Annotated in this window: 2 protein-coding genes; both read right to left on the bottom strand. The window is 26.9% G+C overall.

Annotated features, from left to right (window positions below):
* Window positions 1–657: cysteine peptidase family C39 domain-containing protein (locus PG840_RS16505; RefSeq protein ID WP_270613900.1), on the bottom strand; the 657-nt coding region annotated here is incomplete at its 3' end.
* A gap of 31 nt (window positions 658–688) precedes the next feature.
* On the bottom strand, window positions 689–3,232 hold a 2,544-nt coding region (lanM, locus tag PG840_RS16500; protein ID WP_270613899.1), incomplete at its 5' end, for a type 2 lanthipeptide synthetase LanM.

Raw genomic sequence — 3,232 nt, 5'->3', positions numbered from 1 at the left:
TGTTAGATTATTTTGTAGTACAGATATAACTAAATATATTAACATTAGAATTAATAATTTTGATAAAATAATATCTAGATTTACCTCTGTTCTAAGTAATATATCATTTATTATTGCCTCAATTACTTTAGGAATGAGCAACGCTAAAAAGTATCCTATAAGAGCAATACCAGAAACACAAATAAAAGTTGGCAATATACTTAAAAAGAATTTTTTTACATGTCGAAATTCACTTGTTTTTTCTTTTATTTTAATAAAGTTTTCATCAATATCGCATGATATAAGAATACCACCACTAATTTTTTCCAAATCTTTAAGATTTATTCTTTTTTTCCCTTTTGCCGGATCAAATAAGTGAAATCCTTGCTTTCTTTTAACGCATACAATATAATGATTGTCTTTTGTTAAAAGAATATAAGGTTTTTTATCGAAATAAAATTCCTTTATATTGTCTAAGTTATAAACTTTAGGAGATAGATGTATATTACACAGAATTAAATACATTTCTTTTATAGAAATCCCATCTCTCCCTGGATTATATTGTTGCCTATAATAATTAAAAGGTTTTACATATCCAAAGTATTCTGCAACCATAGAAACACAACACAACCCGCATTCCGAAACTGTTGTTTGTCTAATTAATTTAATTTTTTTCATGTAGCCCTCTATGCTCTTTTATCACTGTATATTACTTGACTATTTCTAATGCGCTTATAGATAATACATTATTCCCCTCTAATTGATACAATAAACTATACATCAATCCTGCTTTTCCAAGCATAAATGATTCAAATTGATATTTCGAATTTGTAAACCAATTATACGAATCTATATTATCTATAAAATAATCTGTTTTATATGAATTACCAGTAACCTTATTAAAATAATTTATAGCATCTATGTTTCCTGCAATTCCATGACATAAACAAGCGTTTTTTACTTCCATCATACTTTCTATTATATTTTTCGTACTATATTTATTTATTTTTTTCTGTAAATAATTTTTAAGATACGTATTGCCAGAAATATATTCTAGATTTTCTTTTATGACACATCTTGAAACAAGAACTCCTGCCATACCTCTACACCACGTATAGCTTATTGTATTTGTTTTTAAATATTTTTCTATTATTTGATCCTCTTTTGTTATTAAAGTCTCTATTAACTTTAAGCACTCTTCTTCTCTAAATATTCGGTATATATACGAAAGAACAACAGAAACGCCTGATAGGCCATGTGCAATCCCTATAGAATCTTCTATACTACTTATTTTTAAAAATTCATAATATTTTTCGAATAAATTTTCCAGCTTTTGTTCTATGGATCTATCTACTGTTTTCTCAAAATATATTTTTCCTAACAAAAGTATAGTACTTCCAATACCATTAATATAATCCGTATCTATCTTTCTATCAAAGCTTTTTGTACTATAGTAATCCAGTACATCAATTAACATGGTCTGAAAAATAGTATCTATTTCTAAATCTTCATTTAGCCTTGAATAATTATATGATAAATATAAAATACCACCATATCCTTCATAAATTCCAAATGGCTTTATATCCATTTTTTCTTTTTCAATAAGATATCTATTATAAATTCCCTTTAATAGCCTCTTTGAATACTTCTTAATTGTTTCATCCTTGAAGACATCTGCATACGAATATAAAAAATGAATAATTCCCCCTCCCATATATATTCCAGCATTAACGGCATCTATCCTAAGACATTCTTGATTCAATGCTGCCATATAAAATAAACTTGAATCATCTGTCATTGGCACTTCATAACTTAACATCTCATAGGCATATTTTCCCAATATGTATTGCAACTCTTTGTTTTCTATTGACTTATCAATTAATAGAGACTCTGTATTTATGTCACTTTCTTTACACGAAAACGTAAACAAACTCAACTCAATTAAATGTTTTTGGTACTTGATCATTTCTTCATTAAAAACAGAAAGCCCATTTAACACATTTTGTAACGGCGAATTTTTAAAATACTCATTGCAAATAACTTTATTTCGGCTATATAAATTAACATCATTCAATTTTGTATAAAATAAGGGGATATCCAATTTCTTTAAATTTTCTATTTCTTCTTCAACTCTAAGATACCCAAACTCTGCTGGCTGAAATCCCTTTAACAAAATTCGCAAAATTTTATCAAATTTTTGTTTGTTTTTTAGCGTTTCAATTTTTTTGCATTCACGAATAAATGTATAATACACCTGTGTTCCACGCAATAAAGCTCTAACTTCTAACTGAGCATACTTACTACTGCCTAGAATTTTTTTAAATTCTTCCAAGTTTCTTAACAAACATTTTGCGCCAGCTTCAAATCCTTCTAATAACTTTTCACCAACCTCTTCACTTCCAACTATTTTTCCATTCACAAATACGATATTTTTTTGCAAACTTGTAGATGCTGCTTTTTTTTCATAATAAAAATCTTTTTCTTTGTTCTCGATTAGTGAATAGTAATATATTGTTTTAGAAAATTCCTCTTTAAAAAACAAACCAGAAACATTAATGTCATAAACACTGTCGTTTATTGGTAACATTGCAGTTGATAATACACTTTGCTCAATACTTCGCCCCTTGGTAATTTCCATATTATCTTTAATGGCTGCTGATAATATTGTCTCCGTATCTATTATCATTGGATATTCTCCTGAAACAATTATATTTTCATGATGCATATCTGTCGATTTAAGAATTAAAAATAATGATAATAAAACACCGGCTCTATAATAATATCGTTGTGCCTCTGCAAATGTTAAGTCAGCATCATATAGAACAAATTCTTGCCATGTATAATCTTGCATAACAATTGATTGGTAATGCTTAAAATCAATTACTCCTTTATTTTCTATAAACCGCAATAATTCATCATATAAATTGCTACTTAATAATCTTCTTGGTTTATACATTAAATTCCCGTTCTCAAACTCCACTTTTGCTACTGTTTTACCATTATGCTTATCCCCTAAATTAATATTAATATTTACAATTTTGCCAAAATCCTTATTAAATTTTTCTCTTATTAATAATTTATCTGTTTCATAGTTTTTATAAATCTCATAAATTAGCTTTGTGAAATCATGAAAATTGATTTTCAAAATATTTTCTAATAATGGATATTTCCGAAATAAGTTTTCAATGAATAGTTTATCTTTTATCATAGTTGTAAAAGAGTCCACTCGTTTTTGAAAAGTATTTCCATATAT

The organism is Coprococcus sp. AM97-35 (assembly GCF_027697525.1).
GTDB lineage: Bacteria > Bacillota > Clostridia > Lachnospirales > Lachnospiraceae > Allocoprococcus > Allocoprococcus comes.
The sequence above is the reverse complement of the archived record's forward strand: the minus strand, read 5'-3'. Positions and strand labels throughout refer to the sequence as shown.